This window comes from Pseudomonas lini, assembly GCF_964063345.1.
Taxonomy (GTDB): Bacteria; Pseudomonadota; Gammaproteobacteria; order Pseudomonadales; family Pseudomonadaceae; genus Aquipseudomonas; species Aquipseudomonas lini_B.
This window is the reverse complement of record NZ_OZ061318.1, coordinates 4,028,441-4,047,509: the sequence shown is the minus strand read 5'-3', so window position 1 is coordinate 4,047,509 and position 19,069 is coordinate 4,028,441. Positions and strand designations below refer to the sequence as shown.

Annotated in this window: 12 protein-coding genes, 2 tRNA genes and 3 rRNA genes; 9 read left to right on the top strand and 8 right to left on the bottom strand. The window is 56.9% G+C overall.

What is annotated here, in order from left to right:
• Nucleotides 1-38: 38 nt before the first annotated feature.
• The 7 genes from rrf to AB3226_RS18220 form a co-directional block, all read right to left on the bottom strand.
• Nucleotides 39-154: ribosomal RNA gene (gene rrf / locus AB3226_RS18250) — 5S ribosomal RNA — on the bottom strand.
• Between the two features lie 161 nt (nucleotides 155-315).
• Nucleotides 316-3,207, bottom strand: a 23S ribosomal RNA gene (locus AB3226_RS18245).
• Between the two features lie 236 nt (nucleotides 3,208-3,443).
• Nucleotides 3,444-3,519: transfer RNA gene (locus tag AB3226_RS18240), tRNA-Ala, on the bottom strand.
• A 30-nt stretch (nucleotides 3,520-3,549) separates the two neighbouring features.
• Nucleotides 3,550-3,626 (bottom strand) — tRNA-Ile (locus tag AB3226_RS18235).
• A gap of 82 nt (nucleotides 3,627-3,708) precedes the next feature.
• Nucleotides 3,709-5,247, bottom strand: a 16S ribosomal RNA gene (locus AB3226_RS18230).
• Together the 16S, 23S and 5S rRNA genes with 2 tRNA genes alongside form the textbook arrangement of a ribosomal RNA operon.
• Before the next feature lie 636 nt (nucleotides 5,248-5,883).
• Nucleotides 5,884-7,377 (bottom strand): CoA-acylating methylmalonate-semialdehyde dehydrogenase, encoded by a 1,494-nt coding sequence (locus tag AB3226_RS18225; protein WP_007906810.1) that lies wholly within the window; start codon nucleotides 7,375-7,377, stop codon nucleotides 5,884-5,886.
• A gap of 69 nt (nucleotides 7,378-7,446) precedes the next feature.
• Nucleotides 7,447-8,796, bottom strand: a complete 1,350-nt coding sequence (locus AB3226_RS18220) for an aspartate aminotransferase family protein (RefSeq protein ID WP_030128382.1) — start codon at nucleotides 8,794-8,796, stop codon at nucleotides 7,447-7,449.
• Nucleotides 8,797-8,935: 139 nt separating this feature from the next.
• Between AB3226_RS18220 and AB3226_RS18215 the strand changes: the two genes are divergently transcribed.
• The 6 genes from AB3226_RS18215 to AB3226_RS18190 all read left to right on the top strand — a co-directional run bounded on the left by AB3226_RS18215 (nucleotide 8,936) and on the right by AB3226_RS18190 (nucleotide 15,534).
• The gene (locus AB3226_RS18215) at nucleotides 8,936-9,856 is read left to right on the top strand and encodes a LysR family transcriptional regulator (protein WP_008006295.1); all 921 of its coding nucleotides are present in this window, start codon (nucleotides 8,936-8,938) and stop codon (nucleotides 9,854-9,856) included.
• A gap of 208 nt (nucleotides 9,857-10,064) precedes the next feature.
• The gene (locus tag AB3226_RS18210; protein WP_367374073.1) at nucleotides 10,065-10,715 is read left to right on the top strand and encodes a TetR/AcrR family transcriptional regulator; all 651 of its coding nucleotides are present in this window, start codon (nucleotides 10,065-10,067) and stop codon (nucleotides 10,713-10,715) included.
• 7 nt (nucleotides 10,716-10,722) lie between these two features.
• Complete coding sequence (locus tag AB3226_RS18205) at nucleotides 10,723-11,304, top strand: YigZ family protein (RefSeq protein ID WP_367374072.1); 582 nt, start codon at nucleotides 10,723-10,725, stop codon at nucleotides 11,302-11,304.
• Between the two features lie 620 nt (nucleotides 11,305-11,924).
• Nucleotides 11,925-13,490 carry an ABC transporter ATP-binding protein gene (locus tag AB3226_RS18200; protein WP_367374071.1) on the top strand — a complete coding sequence of 522 codons (1,566 nt, stop codon included), beginning with the start codon at nucleotides 11,925-11,927 and terminating at the stop codon, nucleotides 13,488-13,490.
• Between the two features lie 11 nt (nucleotides 13,491-13,501).
• On the top strand, nucleotides 13,502-14,608 hold the full coding sequence (locus tag AB3226_RS18195) for an ABC transporter permease (protein WP_367374070.1): 1,107 nt from the start codon (nucleotides 13,502-13,504) through the stop codon (nucleotides 14,606-14,608).
• Nucleotides 14,608-15,534, top strand: a complete 927-nt coding sequence (locus AB3226_RS18190; protein WP_367374069.1) for an ABC transporter permease — start codon at nucleotides 14,608-14,610, stop codon at nucleotides 15,532-15,534. The genes AB3226_RS18195 and AB3226_RS18190 overlap by 1 nt, the downstream gene beginning before the upstream one ends.
• 80 nt (nucleotides 15,535-15,614) lie before the next feature.
• Here the strand turns inward: AB3226_RS18190 and AB3226_RS18185 are convergent, their stop codons facing one another.
• Nucleotides 15,615-16,037: a hypothetical protein gene (locus AB3226_RS18185; RefSeq protein ID WP_367374068.1), complete on the bottom strand. Its 423-nt coding sequence runs from the start codon at nucleotides 16,035-16,037 to the stop codon at nucleotides 15,615-15,617.
• An 83-nt stretch (nucleotides 16,038-16,120) separates the two neighbouring features.
• Here AB3226_RS18185 and AB3226_RS18180 point away from each other — a divergent pair, with 83 nt between their 5' ends.
• The 3 genes from AB3226_RS18180 (at nucleotide 16,121) to AB3226_RS18170 (ending at nucleotide 18,823) form a co-directional block, all read left to right on the top strand.
• Complete coding sequence (locus tag AB3226_RS18180) at nucleotides 16,121-16,486, top strand: MerR family transcriptional regulator (protein ID WP_367374067.1); 366 nt, start codon at nucleotides 16,121-16,123, stop codon at nucleotides 16,484-16,486.
• A gap of 25 nt (nucleotides 16,487-16,511) precedes the next feature.
• The gene (locus tag AB3226_RS18175; protein ID WP_367374066.1) at nucleotides 16,512-17,198 is read left to right on the top strand and encodes an SDR family oxidoreductase; all 687 of its coding nucleotides are present in this window, start codon (nucleotides 16,512-16,514) and stop codon (nucleotides 17,196-17,198) included.
• Between the two features lie 266 nt (nucleotides 17,199-17,464).
• The gene (locus AB3226_RS18170; RefSeq protein ID WP_367374065.1) at nucleotides 17,465-18,823 is read left to right on the top strand and encodes an 8-oxoguanine deaminase; all 1,359 of its coding nucleotides are present in this window, start codon (nucleotides 17,465-17,467) and stop codon (nucleotides 18,821-18,823) included.
• Nucleotides 18,824-19,069 lie beyond the last annotated feature (246 nt).

Sequence of the window (19,069 nt, the reverse complement as noted above, 5' to 3'; positions counted from 1 at the left end):
CCCTACCTGCATACGCAGATAGGGGTTTCGGAATTTAATCTTGACGATGACCTACTCTCACATGGGGAAACCCCACACTACCATCGGCGATGCATCGTTTCACTGCTGAGTTCGGGATGGGATCAGGTGGTTCCAATGCTCTATGGTCGTCAAGAAATTCGGTAGCCAGCTCGTTCTCTCTTGCGAGATCACGCTCCAGCGAATGGGTATGTGATAGATCTGGTGTTTCGTGAGTGTCACAAACTTTCGGTTCGTTTCGTCTTCACACACCGCAATCTGGCGCCTCTTCAGGTCAGCAAATTGCTTGGGTGTTATATGGTCAAGCCTCACGGGCAATTAGTATTGGTTAGCTCAACGCCTCACAGCGCTTACACACCCAACCTATCAACGTCGTAGTCTTCGACGGCCCTTCAGGGGACTCAAGGTCCCAGTGAGATCTCATCTTGAGGCTAGTTTCCCGCTTAGATGCTTTCAGCGGTTATCTATTCCGAACATAGCTACCCGGCAATGCCACTGGCGTGACAACCGGAACACCAGAGGTTCGTCCACTCCGGTCCTCTCGTACTAGGAGCAGCCCCTCTCAAATCTCAAACGTCCACGGCAGATAGGGACCGAACTGTCTCACGACGTTCTAAACCCAGCTCGCGTACCACTTTAAATGGCGAACAGCCATACCCTTGGGACCGGCTTCAGCCCCAGGATGTGATGAGCCGACATCGAGGTGCCAAACACCGCCGTCGATATGAACTCTTGGGCGGTATCAGCCTGTTATCCCCGGAGTACCTTTTATCCGTTGAGCGATGGCCCTTCCATACAGAACCACCGGATCACTAAGACCTACTTTCGTACCTGCTCGACGTGTCTGTCTCGCAGTCAAGCGCGCTTTTGCCTTTATACTCTACGACCGATTTCCGACCGGTCTGAGCGCACCTTCGTACTCCTCCGTTACTCTTTAGGAGGAGACCGCCCCAGTCAAACTACCCACCATACACTGTCCTCGATCCGGATAACGGACCTGAGTTAGAACCTCAAAGTTGCCAGGGTGGTATTTCAAGGTTGGCTCCACGCGAACTGGCGTCCACGCTTCAAAGCCTCCCACCTATCCTACACAAGCAAATTCAAAGTCCAGTGCAAAGCTATAGTAAAGGTTCACGGGGTCTTTCCGTCTAGCCGCGGATACACTGCATCTTCACAGCGATTTCAATTTCACTGAGTCTCGGGTGGAGACAGCGCCGCCATCGTTACGCCATTCGTGCAGGTCGGAACTTACCCGACAAGGAATTTCGCTACCTTAGGACCGTTATAGTTACGGCCGCCGTTTACCGGGGCTTCGATCAAGAGCTTCGCGTTAGCTAACCCCATCAATTAACCTTCCGGCACCGGGCAGGCGTCACACCCTATACGTCCACTTTCGTGTTTGCAGAGTGCTGTGTTTTTAATAAACAGTCGCAGCGGCCTGGTATCTTCGACCGGCGTGGGCTTACGCAGTAAATGCTTCACCCTCACCGGCGCACCTTCTCCCGAAGTTACGGTGCCATTTTGCCTAGTTCCTTCACCCGAGTTCTCTCAAGCGCCTTGGTATTCTCTACCCAACCACCTGTGTCGGTTTGGGGTACGGTTCCTGGTTACCTGAAGCTTAGAAGCTTTTCTTGGAAGCATGGCATCAACCACTTCGTGTACTAAAAGTACACTCGTCATCAGCTCTCGGCCTTAGAATCCCGGATTTACCTAAGATTCCAGCCTACCACCTTAAACTTGGACAACCAACGCCAAGCTGGCCTAGCCTTCTCCGTCCCTCCATCGCAATAACCAGAAGTACAGGAATATTAACCTGTTTTCCATCGACTACGCTTTTCAGCCTCGCCTTAGGGACCGACTAACCCTGCGTCGATTAACGTTGCGCAGGAAACCTTGGTCTTTCGGCGTGGGTGTTTTTCACACCCATTGTCGTTACTCATGTCAGCATTCGCACTTCTGATACCTCCAGCAAGCTTCTCAACTCACCTTCACAGGCTTACAGAACGCTCCTCTACCGCATCACCTAAGTGATACCCGTAGCTTCGGTGTATGGTTTGAGCCCCGTTACATCTTCCGCGCAGGCCGACTCGACTAGTGAGCTATTACGCTTTCTTTAAAGGGTGGCTGCTTCTAAGCCAACCTCCTAGCTGTCTAAGCCTTCCCACATCGTTTCCCACTTAACCATAACTTTGGGACCTTAGCTGACGGTCTGGGTTGTTTCCCTTTTCACGACGGACGTTAGCACCCGCCGTGTGTCTCCCATGCTCGGCACTTGTAGGTATTCGGAGTTTGCATCGGTTTGGTAAGTCGGGATGACCCCCTAGCCGAAACAGTGCTCTACCCCCTACAGTGATACATGAGGCGCTACCTAAATAGCTTTCGAGGAGAACCAGCTATCTCCGAGCTTGATTAGCCTTTCACTCCGATCCACAGGTCATCCGCTAACTTTTCAACGGTAGTCGGTTCGGTCCTCCAGTTAGTGTTACCCAACCTTCAACCTGCCCATGGATAGATCGCCCGGTTTCGGGTCTATTCCCAGCGACTAGACGCCCTATTAAGACTCGCTTTCGCTACGCCTCCCCTATTCGGTTAAGCTCGCCACTGAAAATAAGTCGCTGACCCATTATACAAAAGGTACGCAGTCACCCAACAAAGTGGGCTCCCACTGCTTGTACGCATACGGTTTCAGGATCTATTTCACTCCCCTCTCCGGGGTTCTTTTCGCCTTTCCCTCACGGTACTAGTTCACTATCGGTCAGTCAGTAGTATTTAGCCTTGGAGGATGGTCCCCCCATATTCAGACAAAGTTTCTCGTGCTCCGTCCTACTCGATTTCATGACCAAGAGATTTTCGCGTACAGGGCTATCACCCACTATGGCCGCACTTTCCAGAGCGTTCCGCTAATCTCAAAGCCACTTAAGGGCTAGTCCCCGTTCGCTCGCCACTACTAAGGGAATCTCGGTTGATTTCTTTTCCTCAGGGTACTTAGATGTTTCAGTTCCCCTGGTTCGCTTCTTAAGCCTATGTATTCAGCTTAAGATACCTAACTTATGTTAGGTGGGTTCCCCCATTCAGACATCTCCGGATCAAAGTCTGTTTGCCGACTCCCCGAAGCTTTTCGCAGGCTACCACGTCTTTCATCGCCTCTGACTGCCAAGGCATCCACCGTATGCGCTTCTTCACTTGACCATATAACCCCAAGCAATCTGGTTATACTGTGAAGACGACATTCGCCGAAAATTCGCGATTAAACTCACAAATTTTACCTTAGCCTGATCCGTTACCAGTGAAAGTAACGTTCAGTCTATCTTTCTATCACATACCCAAATTTTTAAAGAACGATCTAATCAAAGACTAGAAATCAACATTCATCACCGTCTTGGTGGAATGCTCATTTCTAAGCTTTCAACAAACAGAAGCAGTAGTGGTGGAGCCAAACGGGATCGAACCGTTGACCTCCTGCGTGCAAGGCAGGCGCTCTCCCAGCTGAGCTATGGCCCCGTATTTCTACAGGCGTTTCCCACACAAAATTGGTGGGTCTGGGCAGATTCGAACTGCCGACCTCACCCTTATCAGGGGTGCGCTCTAACCAACTGAGCTACAGACCCAATTTCGGGCTGCTTCTTATCGTCTTCTTCAATGAATCAAGCAATTCGTGTGGGAACTTATGGAGCAGCTGATGTCGTCGATTAAGGAGGTGATCCAGCCGCAGGTTCCCCTACGGCTACCTTGTTACGACTTCACCCCAGTCATGAATCACACCGTGGTAACCGTCCTCCCGAAGGTTAGACTAGCTACTTCTGGTGCAACCCACTCCCATGGTGTGACGGGCGGTGTGTACAAGGCCCGGGAACGTATTCACCGCGACATTCTGATTCGCGATTACTAGCGATTCCGACTTCACGCAGTCGAGTTGCAGACTGCGATCCGGACTACGATCGGTTTTCTGGGATTAGCTCCACCTCGCGGCTTGGCAACCCTCTGTACCGACCATTGTAGCACGTGTGTAGCCCAGGCCGTAAGGGCCATGATGACTTGACGTCATCCCCACCTTCCTCCGGTTTGTCACCGGCAGTCTCCTTAGAGTGCCCACCATGACGTGCTGGTAACTAAGGACAAGGGTTGCGCTCGTTACGGGACTTAACCCAACATCTCACGACACGAGCTGACGACAGCCATGCAGCACCTGTCTCAATGTTCCCGAAGGCACCAATCCATCTCTGGAAAGTTCATTGGATGTCAAGGCCTGGTAAGGTTCTTCGCGTTGCTTCGAATTAAACCACATGCTCCACCGCTTGTGCGGGCCCCCGTCAATTCATTTGAGTTTTAACCTTGCGGCCGTACTCCCCAGGCGGTCAACTTAATGCGTTAGCTGCGCCACTAAGAGCTCAAGGCTCCCAACGGCTAGTTGACATCGTTTACGGCGTGGACTACCAGGGTATCTAATCCTGTTTGCTCCCCACGCTTTCGCACCTCAGTGTCAGTATCAGTCCAGGTGGTCGCCTTCGCCACTGGTGTTCCTTCCTATATCTACGCATTTCACCGCTACACAGGAAATTCCACCACCCTCTACCATACTCTAGCTCGTCAGTTTTGAATGCAGTTCCCAGGTTGAGCCCGGGGATTTCACATCCAACTTAACGAACCACCTACGCGCGCTTTACGCCCAGTAATTCCGATTAACGCTTGCACCCTCTGTATTACCGCGGCTGCTGGCACAGAGTTAGCCGGTGCTTATTCTGTCGGTAACGTCAAAACAATTACGTATTAGGTAACTGCCCTTCCTCCCAACTTAAAGTGCTTTACAATCCGAAGACCTTCTTCACACACGCGGCATGGCTGGATCAGGCTTTCGCCCATTGTCCAATATTCCCCACTGCTGCCTCCCGTAGGAGTCTGGACCGTGTCTCAGTTCCAGTGTGACTGATCATCCTCTCAGACCAGTTACGGATCGTCGCCTTGGTGAGCCATTACCTCACCAACTAGCTAATCCGACCTAGGCTCATCTGATAGCGCAAGGCCCGAAGGTCCCCTGCTTTCTCCCGTAGGACGTATGCGGTATTAGCGTCCGTTTCCGAGCGTTATCCCCCACTACCAGGCAGATTCCTAGGCATTACTCACCCGTCCGCCGCTCGCCACCAGGTACAAGTACCCGTGCTGCCGCTCGACTTGCATGTGTTAGGCCTGCCGCCAGCGTTCAATCTGAGCCATGATCAAACTCTTCAGTTCAAACATCTTTGGGTTTTTAAGAAACCCTAAACTTGGCTCAGCAATCGTTGGTTACATCTTTGATTTCTCGCGGAGTAACTTGTGATGCTGATAATCTTGTTGACTATCAGTCTGACTCCACAAGCACCCACACGAATTGCTTGATTCAGTTGTTAAAGAGCGGTTGGTTAAGATCTTTCGTCTCAACCGAGGCGCGCATTCTACAGCAGCCTCTGTTGCTGTCAAGCGGTTATTTTCAGAAGTTTTCAAAGTTTCGCTTGGAAATCTTTAACAACTTCAACCACTTGCGCTTCCGATCTCTCGTTAGCGGGAGGCGAATTCTACAGCGTTACTCGCTGCTGTCAACACCTCTTTTTCTCCGCTTTCGACCGAGATGATCGAACCGTCAATAAGGCGAAAACACACGGCCTTACCAACTCCTTCTGGCTTCGATGAACTGAAGCGTAACCGCTGTCGAAAACTGCGTAACTCTTTGTTTACCAAGGAGTTTTCCGTTTCGACTGCGCCGGAAGTGGGGCGAATTATAGACTTCCAGAATCTGCCGTCAACAGCAATTTTCACATTTCTGTCATATAAGTCCAAAAAGCCCGAAAACACGAAGGCCGACCTCAAGAGGTCGGCCTTCTGCCCTTCTACTTACAAGCTAGGGAATGCGAACTGCGAAGCCTCATGGCTCGCTCGTTGCGGCCAGCGCTGGGTAATAGCCTTGCGACGAGTGTAGAAACGCACGCCATCCGGACCATACGCATGCAGATCGCCGAACAGCGAACGCTTCCAGCCGCCAAAGCTGTGATAAGCCACTGGCACCGGCAATGGCACGTTGACGCCGACCATGCCCACTTCAATCTCATCGCAGAACAACCGCGCTGCTTCCCCATCACGCGTGAAGATACAGGTGCCGTTGCCATACTCGTGATCGTTGATCAGTTGCATCGCCTCTTCCAGGCTGTTGACCCGGACGACGCACAATACCGGCCCGAAGATTTCTTCTTTATAGATGCGCATTTCTGGCGTGACGTTATCGAACAGGCAACCGCCCAGGAAGAAACCTTCCTCATGACCAGCCACGCTCAGACCACGACCATCCACCACCAAGGTCGCACCTGCTGAAACGCCGTCTTCTATATAGCCACTGACTTTATCGCGAGCCTGACCGGAAACCAGCGGCCCCATGTCCAAGCCACAGGTGGTACCCGCACCGATTTTCAGCGCCTTGACCTGCGGCACCAGTTTGGCCACCAACGCATCCGCCACCTGATCGCCAACGCACACGGCCACCGAGATTGCCATGCAGCGCTCACCGCACGAACCGTACGCCGCGCCCATCAGTGCGCTGACTGCGTTATCCAGATCCGCATCCGGCATCAATACCGCGTGGTTCTTCGCCCCGCCCAAAGCCTGGACGCGTTTGCCGCGCTTGGTGCCTTCGGCGTAAATGTATTCGGCAATCGGCGTCGAACCGACGAAGCTCAGCGCTTTGACTTCCGGCGCTTCAATCAAGGCATCCACCGCTGCCTTGTCGCCATGCACCACACTCAGCACGCCTTTCGGCAGGCCGGCTTCCAACAGCAGCTGAGCAATCAGCAGCGTCGAGCTTGGATCACGCTCGGACGGTTTCAGAATAAAGCAGTTGCCGCAGACGATCGCCAGCGGATACATCCACAGCGGCACCATGGCCGGGAAGTTGAACGGGGTAATACCGGCCACCACGCCCAATGGCTGGAAATCCGACCAGGCATCAATGTTCGGCCCAACGTTACGGCTGTACTCGCCCTTGAGAATTTCCGGTGCCGCGCAGGCGAACTCGACGTTCTCGATCCCGCGCTTCAACTCACCGGCCGCATCTTCCAGGGTCTTGCCGTGCTCTTCGCTGATCAGTTGTGCAATACGGGCTTCGTTCTGTTCCAGCAGTTGCTTGAAGCGGAACATCACCTGAGCACGCTTGGCCGGCGGAGTGTTACGCCAGGCCGGGAACGCAGCTTTGGCCGAGTCGATGGCTTTTTGAATGGTTTCACGGCTGGCCAATGGCAGCTTGTGGATCGCCTGACCGGTGGACGGATTGAACACGTCGGCCGTACGACCGTCTTCGGTCACCAGTTCGCCATTGATCAAATGCGGGATAAGGCTCATGCAGGGCTCCTGAAAAAGTTGTCCACGGGCGCCCTTCAAAGGGCGCCTTTATATATAGAGAGAGGAAGATCAGTCGATTTTGTTCAGCACTTCGCCGACCGCGTCGAACAGACGATCGAGGTCTTGCGGCTTGCTGTTGAAGGTTGGGCCGAACTGCAAGGTGTCGCCGCCGAAGCGCACGTAAAACCCGGCTTTCCATAGAGCCATGCCGGCTTCGAATGGACGCACAATGGCATCGCCATCGCGAGGCGCAATCTGGATGGCACCGGCCAACCCATAGTTACGAATGTCGATGACGTTCTTGCTGCCTTTCAAACCATGCAACGCATTTTCGAAGTGCGGCGCCACTTCCGCCACGCTTTGCACCAGGTTTTCCTTTTGCAGCAGGTCGAGTGCTGCCAGGCCCGCAGCACAAGCCACCGGGTGCGCGGAATAGGTGTAGCCGTGCGGGAATTCCACCGCGTACTCAGGCGTCGCCTGGTTCATGAAGGTCTGGTAGATCTCGGAGCTGGCAATCACTGCGCCCATCGGGATCGCGCCGTTGGTGACTTGCTTGGCAATGCACATCAGGTCCGGGGTCACGCCGAAGCTGTCGGCGCCGAACATCGAACCGGTACGGCCGAACCCGGTGATCACTTCGTCGAACACCAGCAGGATATTGTGCTGATCGCAGATCTCGCGCAGACGCTTGAGATAACCCTGTGGCGGAACCAGTACACCAGCGGAGCCGGCCATTGGCTCGACGAATACCGCAGCAATGTTCGAGGCATCGTGCAACTCGATCAGCTTGAGCAGTTCATCGGCCAGGGCGATACCACCTTGCTCCGGCATCCCACGGGAAAACGCATTGCTCGCCAGCAAAGTGTGCGGCAGGTGATCGACATCCATCATCGCCTGACCGAACAGTTTACGGTTGCCGTTCACGCCGCCGAGGCTGGTGCCGGCGATGTTTACGCCGTGATAACCACGAGCACGACCGATCATTTTGGTTTTGGTGGCCTGGCCTTTCAGGCGCCAGTAAGCACGCACCATTTTCACCGCTGTGTCTGCACACTCGGAACCCGAGTCGGTGAAGAACACGTGATTCAGATTGCCCGGCGTCAGGTCGGTGATTTTTTCGGCCAACTGGAACGACAGCGGATGCCCGTACTGGAAGCCCGGCGAGTAATCGAGGGTGCCCAATTGCTTGGCCACCGCTTCCTGGATTTCCTTGCGGGTGTGTCCGGCGCCGCAGGTCCACAGCCCCGAGAGCGAATCGTAGACCTTGCGGCCCTTGTCGTCTGTCAGCCAACTGCCCTCGGCAGCCACGATCAGTCGCGGGTCGCGCTGGAAATTGCGGTTCGCGGTGTAGGGCATCCAGTGAGCATCGAGCTTGAGCTGGCTGGCCAGGGAAGTCGGGGCGTTTTCAGGCACGTTCATGGGCAAAACCTCGCAGGGCAATAAGCGGCGTGGAGATGAAAAGCGTTCTTGCAGCTAAATTGCCACGGAGATAAAGTCGTTGAAATCCAACTTTTCTAACCTTCAGTCAGCCCATCACTAAACTTTGAGCAAACAAAGCATGAGCAGCCGTCGTCCCGATCCGCTGGCGCAAGTCAGTGACTTTGATATCCGCCTGTTGCGGATTTTTCGCAGCGTCGTGGAATGCGGCGGCTTCTCCGCGGCAGAATCGGTGCTGGGGATCGGTCGCTCGGCGATCAGCCAGCAGATGAGCGATCTGGAGCAACGCCTCGGCCTGCGTCTGTGCCAACGCGGTCGCGCCGGTTTTTCCCTGACCGAAGAAGGCCGCGAGGTTTATCAATCTGCGTTGCAACTATTAAGTGCGCTGGAAAGTTTCCGCACTGAGGTTAATGGCCTCCATCAACACCTGCGCGGTGAGTTGACCATTGGCCTGACCGACAACCTGGTTACCCTGCCCCACATGCGCATTACTCACGCCCTGGCGCAGTTGAAGGAGCGTGGTCCGGACGTACAGATCCAGATCCGCATGATCGCGCCCAATGAAGTCGAACAAGGCGTGCTCGACGGTCGCTTGCACGTCGGTGTGGTGCCACAAGCCAGCGCGCTATCGGGTCTGGAATATCAGCCGCTCTACAGCGAACGTTCGCTGCTGTATTGCGCGGTCGGCCACCCGTTGTTCTATGTCGACGACAAACAACTGGACGATGAACGCCTCAATAGCCAGGACGCCATCGCCCCGACCTTCCGTTTGCCCGCCGAGATTCAGGCCCATTACCAGGCACTCAATTGCACCGCCAGTGCGTCGGATCGCGAAGGCATGGCATTTCTGATTCTGACCGGGCGCTACATCGGTTATCTGCCGGATCATTACGCCAGCCTCTGGGTGCAACAGGGCCGATTGCGTGCACTGAAACCCAAGGCGCGTTTTTATGACCTGAGCCTGGCATCGGTCACACGCAAGGGCCGTCGTCCCCACTTGGTGCTGGAGAGTTTTCTGGAGAGTCTGGCGGCGACGCGTTGAACAACTATAGAAACCGGTGGGAGCCGAGCTTGCTCGCGATGGCTCCAGGTCAGTCACCATCGATGCTGAATGCTAAGCCGCCTTCGCGAGCAGCTCGGCTCCTACAGGGATTGCGGTGTTCAGGTTTTTCGCAACAGGACTTGTCTGCGGCCTGCGGGTGCGCTATCAACGCATCTGGTTGCACCCATTTACTTGTTCGGAAGTGCCTATGACCTTTGAAGTCCCAGCCCACGGCGGCAAACCCGCCAGCCGCATTCGTCAGAAGAACGAAGAGACCATCATCAAAGCCGCCGAAGACGAGTTCGCCCGTCACGGGTTCAAAGGCACTAGCATGAACACCATCGCGCAGAATGCCGGGTTGCCCAAAGCGAATCTGCATTACTACTTCACCAACAAACTCGGTTTGTACGTGGCGGTGCTGAGTAACATTCTTGAATTGTGGGACAGCACTTTCAATACCCTGACCGTCGAGGATGATCCGGCAGAAGCATTGACCCGATACATCCGCGCAAAAATGGAATTCTCCCGACGCCGGCCACAGGCTTCGCGGCTCTTCGCCATGGAGGTCATCAGCGGCGGTGAATGCCTGAGCGCGCATTTCAACCAGGACTATCGCACCTGGTTTCAGGGCCGGGCCGCAGTGTTTCAGGCGTGGATCGACGCCGGCAAAATGGACCCGATCGACCCGGTGCACCTGATCTTCCTGCTGTGGGGCAGCACCCAGCATTACGCCGATTTTGCCACGCAGATCTGCCGTGTCACCGGGCGCACCAAGTTGACCAAGCAAGACATGGAAGACGCCGGCAACAACCTGATCCGCATCATTCTCAAAGGCTGCGGCCTGACGCCTGCTATCTAAGACACTTATGCCTTTCACCCTCAGTGGTTCTTGCGAATACCGCGAAGAGATTCGCAAAAGCCGCTTCATCGCCCTCGCCGGACCCATCACTAGCGCAGCTGATGCCCAAGCGTTCATCGAGCAGCACAGTGACTTGAACGCCTCGCACAATTGCTGGGCCTGGAAACTCGGCGATCAATACCGCAGCAATGACGATGGCGAACCCGGCGGCACCGCTGGCCGGCCGATCCTGGCAGCGATCGAAGCGCAAGATTGCGATCAGGTCGCGGTGCTGGTTATCCGCTGGTATGGCGGCATTCAACTGGGCACCGGCGGCCTCGCCCGGGCCTATGGCGGCGGTGCCAACAAATGCCTGCAAGGGGCACCGAAGATCGAGCTGATCAGCCGGGTGCCGGTCAGTTGTGCCTGTGCGTTTGGCGAGTTGGCGCTGGTAAAGCTTCGGGTAGCGGAACTGGGCGGTTTGGTCGTGGAGGAAACCTTCACGGCCAATGGCGTGGAACTGCAATTGGCGATCGGCGATCGGCAGATAGATACCTTGCAAACGCAGCTGGCAGATTTGAGTCGCGGGCGCATTTTGTTGCAGCGATAAAAGAAAGATCAAAAGATCGCAGCCGTCGGCAGCTCCTGCGTCGACCGTGTACATCCGTAAAAAACATAATCCCATCGGAGCCGCCGAAGGCTGCGATCTTTTGGGGCGCCGCGATTTGCCCTGCCTTCGATACTTGCCCACATCTGCTGTGCACCCGGCTGTGGATAACCTGAGCACATTGCGCTGTAACCCTTCTGTCATGCGGCTTTGCGGGCTTTGCTCATTTTTCATCCAAATCCCCAGCAACAACATTTATTCCACGTAAAAACAATCAGTTAGAGCGGTTTATCGCCATTAGAAGAAAGCCCCTCAGTGCTTATGCCCCTCCGGTCGGCTTGCGCACAAATACTGTGGAACAACCTGTGGATAACCCGTTCATGGCTGGCGCAGCCCCATGTCCGACATAGCCTGCAGGGTATTGCTTGTTTTTTGATCAATTCACCGCGCGCAAAACCAGAGCCTGATCAAAGAACGTGCCCTCAAGTGGTGCCTGATTCAGAATTGGAATATGACGAGGCACCGTCCACAAGACCTATTCCAGCAAGGCTTTGCCGATTTCCTGACTCAATGGCCAGGAAATTGCTTTATCCAGGCACAACCTCTGTCGACCTGAGCCTGTCATGTCCAACCCCGTGCCGATCCCCGATCAAATACCCCGCCTGCAATTGCGCAGAATCAGCAAACGTTATCCCGGTTGCCTGGCCAACGATGCCATCGACTTGAGCATTGCGCCCGGTGAAATCCACGCCCTGCTCGGCGAAAACGGTGCGGGCAAAAGTACCCTGATGAAGATCATCTACGGCGTCACTCACGCCGACTCAGGGGAGATGATCTGGCAGGGCCAGCGTGTGACCATGCGCAACCCGGCCCAGGCTCGCGGTCTCGGGATTGGCATGGTGTTCCAACATTTCTCGCTGTTCGAAACCCTGAGCGTGGCGCAGAACATCGCGCTGGCAATGGGCGCGGCGGCGGGTACGCCGAAGCAACTTGAGCCGAAGATTCGTGAAGTGTCCCAACGCTACGGCATGGCGCTGGAACCGGAGCGACTTGTCCACAGCCTGTCCATCGGCGAGCGTCAACGGGTGGAAATCATTCGCTGCCTGATGCAGGACATCCGCCTGTTGATTCTCGATGAGCCGACGTCGGTACTGACACCGCAAGAGGCCGACGAATTGTTTGTCACATTGCGCCGACTGGCGAGCGAGGGCTGCAGCATTCTGTTTATCAGCCACAAGCTCGGCGAAGTACGCGCGTTGTGTCACAGCGCCACGGTGTTGCGCGGCGGTCGGGTGGCCGGGCATTGCGTGCCGGCGGAGTACTCGGATCGGCAACTGGCGCAGTTGATGGTCGGTGAAACCGCCGAACTGATCACCGACTATCCAAAGGTCATGGGCGCTGATGCGTTTTTGAACGTGACGAGGTTGTCCTGGCACAACCCGGACCCGTTCGGCTGTTCTCTGAAGAACATTGATCTCGATGTGCGCAGCGGCGAAATCGTGGGGGTCGCCGGGGTGGCCGGCAATGGTCAGGATGAGTTGCTGGCCTTGCTCAGTGGTGAAGAACGGTTACCCCGCGATGACAGAGCAACGATCAGTTTCGGCGGGCAAGCAGTGGCCCATTTGCGCCCGGATACTCGACGCAAACTTGGCTTGGCATTCGTCCCCGCCGAGCGTCTGGGCCATGGCGCGGTGCCGGAGCTGAGCTTGGCAGATAACGCCCTGCTCACCGCCTTTCAACAGGGGCTGGTCAGCAACGGCCTGATCCAGCGCCGCAAGGTCGAAGCGCTGGCCGAAGACATCATTCGCCGCTTCGGGGTCAAGACACCCGATGCCCAGGCACCGGCTCGCAGTCTGTCCGGTGGCAACTTGCAAAAATTCATCCTCGGCCGGGAAATCCTCCAGCAGCCTGAATTGCTGGTGGCCGCGCACCCGACCTGGGGCGTGGACGTCGGCGCGGCCGCGACCATTCACCGAGCGTTGATTGCCTTGCGCGATGCTGGCGCGGCGATTCTGGTGATCTCTGAAGACCTCGACGAATTGTTCCAGATCAGCGACCGCCTCGGCGCCCTGTGTGGAGGTCGGCTGTCGCCATTGCAGTCCACCGTCGACACCCATCTGAGCGACGTCGGCGGCTGGATGGCCGGCCAGTTCGACGCACCTCAATCACCTGCCCCCGTAGCGCTTTAACGGAGTTCCACATGCTGCTTTCTCTCGAACCCCGTGGCCAGCAATCACGCCTGATGTTGTGGTGCTCGCCCTTGCTGGCGGCCGTGTTGACGCTGGGCTGCGGCTCATTGCTGTTTATCGCGCTGGGCCACGATCCGTTGCTGACCTTGCACACGTTGCTGATTGCACCGATCAGCGACTTGTACGGCGTCTCCGAATTGTTGGTCAAAGCGTTGCCGATTCTGCTCTGCGCATTGGGCCTGGCGGTGGCGTATCAAGCACGGATCTGGAACATCGGCGCCGAAGGTCAGTTGCTGCTCGGCGCCCTTGCCGGCAGTGCGTTGGCAGTGAACATCATCGATATGCAAAGTCGCTGGGCGCTGGTGCTAATCCTGGTGGTCGGCACCTTGGCCGGCGCAGCGTGGGCCGGGCTGACGGCGTGGTTGCGCACGCGCTTCAACGCCAATGAAATCCTCACCAGCATCATGCTCAATTACATCGCCCTGAACCTGCTGCTGTTCTGCGTCCACGGCCCGCTGAAGGACCCGGCCGGGTTCAACTTTCCAGAGTCGGCGATGTTCGGCGATGCCAGTCGACTGCCGCTGTTGATGGAGGACGGTCGGGTTCACGCCGGGGTCTATTTCGCCTTGCTCGCGCTGGTGGCGGTGTGGGTGTTGCTGCAGAAAAGCTTTGTCGGCTTCCAGATCAAAGTGCTCGGGCTGGACAAGCGCGCCGCCGGTTTCGTCGGCTTTCGAGAGAAGCGGCTGATCTGGCTAGCGCTGTTGATCAGCGGCGGTTTGGCGGGGCTGGCCGGCGTGTGCGAAGTCACCGGGCCGATCGGTCAATTGGTGCCGCAGGTGTCGCCGGGTTACGGCTATGCGGCGATCACCGTGGCGTTTCTCGGGCGGTTGAATCCCATCGGCATTCTGTTTTCCAGCCTGTTGATGGCGCTGCTGTACATCGGCGGCGAGAGCGCGCAGATGAGCATGAACCTGCCGCAAGCCATCACTCAATTGTTCCAGGGGATGATGCTGTTTTTCCTGCTGGCCAGTGACGTGCTGATTCTCTACCGACCGCGTTTGAACCTGCGCTGGGCTCGCCGTGCACCAACCACCGCCGCACACGCAGGAGCCTTGTGATGGATATCGATCTGCTCAGCAATATTTTCTACGCCATGGTCCGCTGCGGAACGCCGTTGTTGCTGGTGGCGCTGGGCGAGCTGATTTGCGAGAAGAGTGGCGTCCTCAATCTGGGGCAGGAAGGCATGATGCTGTTTGGCGCGGTGATCGGTTTTATCGTCGCGCTGAACAGCGGCAATCTCTGGCTTGGCGTGTTGCTGGCGATGCTCGCCGGTATGCTGTTGTCGTCGCTGTTTGCCTTGGTGGCACTGGCGTTCAACGCCAATCAGGTGGCGACCGGGTTGGCGTTGACGATCTTCGGCGTGGGCCTGTCGACCTTTGTCGGCGCAGCGTGGGTTGGTAAACCGTTGGCAGGTTTTGAGCCAGTGGCGATTCCGTTGTTGAGTGAAATCCCGCTGATCGGACGGATGCTGTTTGCCCAGGATTTGTTGGTGTACCTGTCGTTCGCGCTATTTGCCCTAGTGGCGTGGGTGATTCTGAAAAGTCGCGTCGGGTTGATTATTCAGGCAGTCGGCGAAAACCCGGACGCGGCCAGCGCCATGGGCTTGCCGGTGTTGCGCGTGCGTACGCTGGCGGTACTGTTTGGCGGGGCGATGGCGGGGTTGGCCGGGGCTTATTTGTCCCTGGCCTACACGCCGATGTGGGCGGAAAACATGAGCGCCGGTCGTGGCTGGATTGCCTTGGCGCTGGTGGTGTTTGCCAGTTGGCGGGTATGGCGATTGCTGCTCGGGGCGTATCTGTTCGGGCTCGCCAGCATCCTGCATTTGGTGGCGCAGGGGTTGGGGCTGGCAATTGCGTCGAGCCTGCTGGCGATGCTGCCGTATGTCGCGACCATTGTGGTGTTGGTGCTGCTGTCCCGGGATGCCGTGCGCACACGGTTGTATGCGCCGGTTTCGCTGGGGCAGCCGTGGCAGGCCGGGCATTAGAGTCGGCTTCAAGGGCCTCATCGCGGGCAAGCCCGCTCCCACAAGTTTTGTGTCGATCGAAAATTCCGTGTTCGCCCAAATCACTGTGGGAGCGGGCTTGCCCGCGAAGGCGCCCGAACAGGCAACACTTGAACTACGCCCCACGCCAATTCAAAGAACAGGAAAATCGCCAGCAATGAACTGGCGCCATGGAGCAAGGCATACAGCTGCCAAGCCGAAAACAGAAACCGCCCCACCGCGTCATACCGCCCAAACACCAACTGCGGATCACGAATCCGCAGCACCGCCCAGACGCACACAATCGAACCCAACAAATTCGCCATCAGCATGTGCATCGGCTCGAACGGCGGTAGCTCGCCAGGCAACTTGAAAGTCTGGCTCAGGCTCAACAACACGCCATGCAACGCCGCAAAACTCCACGGTGTCACAAAAGCAGCGGTCACGATCAGGTCGTACCAGGCACTGCCACGCACTACTTGACGATATTGCGTTGAAGTCCACATCCGTCTTGCTCCATAAATTCAGGGAGCAACAAGGCTAAAGCCTGGAGTATGCTCCAGGGTCAAGCCCTCTCGAGACATTCAAGATGCGCATCGGTGAATTAGCCCAGGCCAGCGCCGTCAGCCGCGACACATTGCGCTTTTACGAGCAGCGCGGATTGATCGCCGCGCAACGCAGCGCCAATGGTTATCGCGACTATCCGGCGGAGATGGTGCAACTGGTGCTGTACATCAAGACGGCTCAGCGGCTGGGGTTTACCCTTGGCGAAATCGGTAATAGCGTTGCCGCGTTGTGGCAGTCGCCCGACCCGGACAGCGCCGTCACGCAACTGCTGCAAGACAAGCTCAAGCTGATCGAAACTCGCATGACCGAGCTCGATGTCTTGCGTCAGGAATTGCAACATCGGCTCGGTCAGCAGTGTCCTTTGAATCAGTATCCATTGAATCCGTGATTCTCATCCATCAAGGAAGCCATTCATGTCCAAGGCAAAAACCGCACTCATCATCGGTGCCTCCCGGGGCCTGGGCCTCGGTCTGGTGAAAACCCTGCTGGCCGACGGTTGGCAAGTCACCGCCACCGTGCGCAACCCGCAGAGCGCCGAAGCCTTGCAAGCGTTGGGCAAGGTGCGGATCGAAAAACTCGACATGGACGATCAGCAAGCGGTTATCGCCCTGAGCCAACAACTCAAGGGTGAAGTGTTCGACCTGTTGTTCGTGAATGCCGGAGTCAAGGGCCCGGAGGTCCAGACGCCGGGCGGCGCGACGTTGGCCGAGGTCGGTCAGCTGTTCTTCACCAACGCCGTGGCGCCGATCAATCTGGCTCAGCGTTTCGTCGGGCAGATTCGTGAAGACAGCGGCGTGCTGGCATTCATGAGTTCGGTGCTGGGCAGTGTGACCATGCCCGACGCGCCGGAGCTGGCGCTGTACAAGGCCAGCAAAGCGGCGCTGAACTCGATGACCAACAGCTTCGTCACACAATTGGGCGAACAGAAACTCACCGTGCTATCGCTGCATCCGGGTTGGGTGAAGACTGATATGGGCGGTGAAGGCGCGGACATTGATGTGCAAACCAGTACCCGCGGGTTGATCGATCAGGTGAATGCGTATGCCGGCAAGGGCGGGCATCATTTTGTGAACTACAGGGGTGAGACCATTCCCTGGTAACACCACCGCACCCTGTGGGAGCTGGCTTGTCGGATCGCCGCACCGCTGCGATAGCATCACCTCGGTATCGCTGAAAGACCGAGGTGCCTGCATCGCGGGCAAGCCCGGCTCCCACAGGGTTCTGCATCGTCTGGTCGGGGGAGGCTTGCCCGCGAAGCTTTTTTGTTCGAAACTCCGCACCTCGCCCCCGTGGCGACCCTGGATCAGCAGACAGGGCAACACTGAGCTGGCAACCCTGAACCCAACCTTCAGAGGAGCCGGCCACCATGCCTGCGACCCGTATCTGGTTAAAAAATCCCCTCGCCATTTTCACGGCCAACGCGCTCGATGCCCGTGGCGGTCTGGTGCTGCAAGACGGTTTGATCGTCGAAGTGCTCAGCGCCGGTCAGCAACCCTCCGCGCCCTGTGACCACGTTTTCGATGCGCGCGAACACGTGATCCTGCCGGGGCTAATCAACACCCATCACCACTTCTATCAAACCCTGACCCGTGCCTGGGCGCCGGTGGTCAATCAGCCGTTGTTCCCATGGTTGAAAACCCTCTATCCGGTCTGGGCTCGCCTCACCCCTGAAAAACTTGCCCTCGCCACCAAAGTTGCGTTGGCCGAATTGCTGCTGTCCGGTTGCACCACCGCGGCCGATCACCATTACCTGTTTCCGGAAGGTCTGGAAAATGCGATCGATGTGCAGGTCGAGAGTGTTCGCGAACTGGGCATGCGCGCCATGCTCACTCGCGGTTCCATGAGCCTTGGCGAAAAAGACGGCGGCCTGCCTCCGCAGCAAACCGTCCAGGAAGGCGAAGTGATCCTCGACGACAGCCAACGTTTGATTGCCGCATACCACGAGCGCGGCGATGGGGCGCAGATTCAAATCGCCCTGGCGCCGTGCTCGCCGTTCTCGGTAACCCCGGAGATCATGTCCGCCAGCGCCGAACTGGCAAATACCCTCGACGTGCGCCTGCACACGCACCTGGCAGAAACCCTCGATGAAGAAGATTTCTGCCTGCAACGTTTCGGCCTGCGCACCGTGGATTATCTGGACAGCGTCGGCTGGCTCGGCCCGCGCACGTGGCTGGCCCACGGCATTCATTTCAACCCCGACGAAATCGCCCGTCTCGGCGCGGCCGGCACGGGTATTTGCCATTGCCCGAGTTCGAACATGCGCCTGGCCTCCGGCATTTGCCCGACGCTGGACCTGACCGCTGCGGGTGCGCTGCTGGGTCTGGGCGTGGACGGTTCGGCGTCCAACGATGCGTCGAACATGATCCTCGAAACCCGTCAGGCGCTGTACATCCAGCGGCTGCGTTATGGCGCGGAAAAGATTACGCCGGAGTTGGTACTGGGCTGGGCGACCAAAGGTTCGGCGAGTTTGCTCGGGCGCAGCGATATCGGTGAACTGGCGGTGGGCAAGCAGGCGGATCTGGCGCTGTTCAAACTGGATGAACTGCGCTTCTCCGGCAGCCACGATCCGGTGTCGGCGCTGCTGCTGTGCGGCGCGGATCGGGCGGACCGGGTGATGGTCGGCGGCAAATGGCGGGTGATCGATGGGCAGGTTGAGGGGCTGGATCTGAAAGGGTTGATTGCCGATCATAGCCAGGCGGCCAGACAGCTGATCGCCGGTGTCTGATCGGACAACGATCTAATGTGGGAGCAACTGTCTTGATGGTCTTTATTTTGAAGGCATATTGATAGACAGCCGAACTCCCACAGTTTTGTGTAAGGCGTCCGCACCAGTGGATGGCGTGAGTTGGACCCGTTGCACCGGGTTGGCTCTAGTGAGGAATTGAACATCAAAAGATCGCAGCCTGCGGCAGCTCCTACAGGGGTACGCGAAATCATGTAGGAGCTGTCGCAGGCTGCGATCTTTTGATTT

Coding starts and splice junctions, on each gene's coding strand:
- AB3226_RS18225 (WP_007906810.1), bottom strand. CDS start 7,377: ATGAGCCTTATCCCGCATTTGATCAATGGCGAACTGGTGACCGAAGAC.
- AB3226_RS18220 (WP_030128382.1), bottom strand. CDS start 8,796: ATGAACGTGCCTGAAAACGCCCCGACTTCCCTGGCCAGCCAGCTCAAG.
- AB3226_RS18215 (WP_008006295.1), top strand. CDS start 8,936: ATGAGCAGCCGTCGTCCCGATCCGCTGGCGCAAGTCAGTGACTTTGAT.
- AB3226_RS18210 (WP_367374073.1), top strand. CDS start 10,065: ATGACCTTTGAAGTCCCAGCCCACGGCGGCAAACCCGCCAGCCGCATT.
- AB3226_RS18205 (WP_367374072.1), top strand. CDS start 10,723: ATGCCTTTCACCCTCAGTGGTTCTTGCGAATACCGCGAAGAGATTCGC.
- AB3226_RS18200 (WP_367374071.1), top strand. CDS start 11,925: ATGTCCAACCCCGTGCCGATCCCCGATCAAATACCCCGCCTGCAATTG.
- AB3226_RS18195 (WP_367374070.1), top strand. CDS start 13,502: ATGCTGCTTTCTCTCGAACCCCGTGGCCAGCAATCACGCCTGATGTTG.
- AB3226_RS18190 (WP_367374069.1), top strand. CDS start 14,608: ATGGATATCGATCTGCTCAGCAATATTTTCTACGCCATGGTCCGCTGC.
- AB3226_RS18185 (WP_367374068.1), bottom strand. CDS start 16,037: ATGTGGACTTCAACGCAATATCGTCAAGTAGTGCGTGGCAGTGCCTGG.
- AB3226_RS18180 (WP_367374067.1), top strand. CDS start 16,121: ATGCGCATCGGTGAATTAGCCCAGGCCAGCGCCGTCAGCCGCGACACA.
- AB3226_RS18175 (WP_367374066.1), top strand. CDS start 16,512: ATGTCCAAGGCAAAAACCGCACTCATCATCGGTGCCTCCCGGGGCCTG.
- AB3226_RS18170 (WP_367374065.1), top strand. CDS start 17,465: ATGCCTGCGACCCGTATCTGGTTAAAAAATCCCCTCGCCATTTTCACG.